The organism is Actinomadura sp. HBU206391 (assembly GCF_014323665.1).
GTDB lineage: Bacteria > Actinomycetota > Actinomycetes > Streptosporangiales > Streptosporangiaceae > Actinomadura_C.
Genome location: NZ_JABVEB010000432.1, coordinates 1 through 3252 on the forward strand (window position 1 = coordinate 1; position 3252 = coordinate 3252).

1 protein-coding gene is annotated in these 3252 nt (G+C 64.4%); it reads right to left on the reverse strand.

The window, feature by feature from the left end:
* Positions 1-627: 627 nt before the first annotated feature.
* The coding region (locus tag HKK72_RS37810) for an ATP-binding protein (protein ID WP_187239193.1) at positions 628-3252 on the reverse strand (2625 nt) is incomplete at its 5' end.

Genomic DNA, 3252 nt, shown 5'->3' on the forward strand with positions numbered 1-3252 from the left:
CGGCATGCATTGTCGTCAAACACACTAAGAAACGACGGCCGACCGCTCTCGTACGGCTACGCGGATTGCGCGCACCCGTCTCCGGTGGCATGCACTACTTCGGCGGCCTGTTCGGCCCGCTTACTGCCCTGCTCGCATTCTGCACGCCGACGACCAGCTGCTATCGGCGGCTGCTGCCTGGTCAAGGCCGGTCGATTCTTACGAGCCGGCCGCAACCCCTGCGACACCGGGGGTATTTGTCGGAACACTGACCGCGCTCGAGAAATGATCAAGATTTCGTATTGCGCGGGGAGGTGTCGATCGACTCGATCGACACATGGATTCGAGACTTGTCTTACTGCGACGGCGGCGGACGGCTCGAAGATGCCACACCGCCCGGCTGAGTCAGGCCAGCCCCATAAAGATCATCTGAAAAGTACGAAACACTACTACCTCCCTTCATTCGTACCACTTGTCACGTTCGTCGCATCGTAGCGGCGTTGGGAAGCCGATGGAGGGCATCTGACAACATCGGTTAGGCGAATCGCGGGCGTGTCAGTAGGCCTGCCATGATGACCTGGGATTATCAAGGTACGACTGCGTAGAGAAAGTATTCGGTGACGGCCCGATAGGGGGTCAACGGGAAGGTCAGGAAGCGCTCAATCCAAGATCAAGCAATTGTGCGCGCAGAGCTTCTCGCTCGGGCACGTTCAGCCGCTCGAAGATGGCGAGCGCCTCGCTCCAAAGCGGCTTGGCGGCATCGTGACCCTGGACCTGGAGCGTCGCGTTTCCGAGCGCCTCGAGGCAACACGCCTCCTCGTAGGGGTCGGCGAGGTCGCGTGCGAGCGTCAGTGCCTGCTCGTGGTGTTCGAGCGCCGCGCCGTACTGACCGGAGCCCCGATGGACCTCACCGATGCCCCGAAGCGCGCGCACCTCTTCGAAGGGGTCGGCGATCACCTGCGCGATGCCGAGGGCCTTCTGATGGTGGATGAGCCCCTCGGGATACCGTTGATCACGCACATAGGCGGACCCGATGTTGTTCAGGACGTTCGCCGTATTACGACGATCTCCCGTGGTGTGATAAATCTTCAGCGCCTCGCGGTAGAAGTGCAGTGCCTCATCGTGCTCTTTCAGATACAGATGGCTATTGCCGATGTTGTTGAGGACCACACCCTCGCTTTGGGCCCATCCGATATCCCTGATGGCGACGAGGGCCTCGTGGAACATCCTCATCGCCCGTCGGCCGTCCCCGAGGCGCAGCGCGATCTCGCCGATATTATTCTGTACCTGAGCCTGCAGCCGGCGATCCCCGATGTCCTGATTGAGGGCGATGACCTCTTCGAAGTCCGTGACGGCCTCTCGGTACATGCCGGCCTGCCACAGCGCGACACCCTTGTGTATGAGGGCCTGGCACTCACCGTGCAGGTGGCCGACTTCCCGAAACAGCTCGAGCGCCGCCTCTGCGTGGGCGAGAGCCGCCTTGAAACGTCCTGAGTACCAGCACACACGCGCTTGCTGATCGAGGGTTTCGGCCTCACCGAGGTGATCGCCAATGGAACGGTAGATCGTCAAGGCCTCGTGGGAGTAATCGAGCGCCACATCGAAATGGCCGGTGTGGCCGCGCACCAGACTGAGCTCGAGGAGGGCTTTCGCCTCTCCCTCGCGATTGTCCATGGCGCGGCAGATGACCAGTGCCTTTTCGTGGGTTGCCACCGCGTCGTCCCAGTACCCGAATCGTTCGAGAAAGCCCGCGAGGACCTGTGGGAGTTGCCAGGCATGGGGCTGCCACCGGTGTTCCGCAGCGTGCTGTGAGCTTGCGACGAGATTGACGCGTTCGGCCTTCATCCACTCCTGCGCCTCTTGGGCGGTCTCGAGGCGGGGTGGGCTCTCAGGTTCGTGGACGATGTCGACCTCGGTGCGGCGCAGGTGCTCGTACAGCACGCGGTCGGCCTTGTCCGCCAGGTAGAGGTAGTGGTCGAGGAGCCGGTGAACGGCCTGGCGCGCCTCGTCTTCGGGCTCCTCGGCCGAGGCCCGTTCAGCGGCGTATCTCCGCAGGAGGTCATGGAACCGGACCCGCCCGGCGACGGCCTCCTCGACGAGGTGATGGTCGAGAAGTTCTTCCAGAATGCGTTCACCGGTCGAGGGGTCACAGCCGATGAGGGCCGCGGCCGAGTGCGCGGTGAGGTCGATTCCCGTGTGCAGGCCGAGCCGGCGGAACGCCTGGCGCAGTTCGTCGGTCAGCCCTCGGTAGGACAACTCGAAGGCGGCGGCGACGTCCCTGTCGCCTGCCCGGATCTCGGCCAGCTGGAGCCTGGCCCGCGAGAGCCGGGTGGCGATGTCGGCCACGTTGCGAGCCGGCCGGTGGCGGAGTTGGTTCGCCACCAGCTGGATGGCCAGCGGCAGACGTCCGCACAGCCGTACGACGGTCTCGACGTCGTCGGATTCCATCGCGCGGTCCTGGCCTGCCGCCCGGCGGAACAGCGCAGCGGCGTCCTCGGCGGGAAAGACGTCCAGTGATACCGAGTTGACCCCTTCGAGGTCGGTGAGCCTGCGGCGGCTGGTGACCAGCACTAGGCATCTCGAAGTCCCGGGCAGGAACGGGCGGATCTGGTCCTGGTCCGCGGCGTCGTCCAAGACGATGATCGCTCTGCGGTCGGCCAGCTCGGTCCGCCACAACGCGGCTCTGCTCTCCAGAGAGGCCGGTATCCGGTTGCGCGCGACGCCGAGGAGCCGGAGCAGACCCCCGACTCCATCGCGGGGGTCGACCGGCTCCTGGTTCGGATCGTGGCCGCGCAGCCGCAGGAAGAGCTGGCCGTCCGGATAGCGAGGCGCCAGTTGATGCGCCAGATGAACGGCCAAGACGGTCTTGCCCACTCCGGGCATTCCATCGATGACCTCAATGGGCGTCACATTGCCGAGCGAGCCATGGTCGAGCGAGCCGAGCAGCCGCTTCATCTCCGCCGCTCGCCCGGTGAAATTCGGGATGTCCCGCGGCAGATCGTTCGGGGTAACTTGATCAACGATCTTACGGCGAGACGGTGGTGCGGCGAGATCGGCGTCTCCGCGCAGAATGCGCTGATGTACGTCCTGCAGCGCCGGCGCCGGCTCCATCGCCAGTTCCATGTCCAGCCGAACACGGGCCTGGCGGTACGCCGCCAGCGCATCCGCCTGGCGACCGCACCGGTAAAGGGCCAGCATCAAGTACTTGATGAACTCCTCGTCAAGAGGGTGCAGGGCGATAAGTCCGTATAGTTCCGCGACAAGCTCCGCATG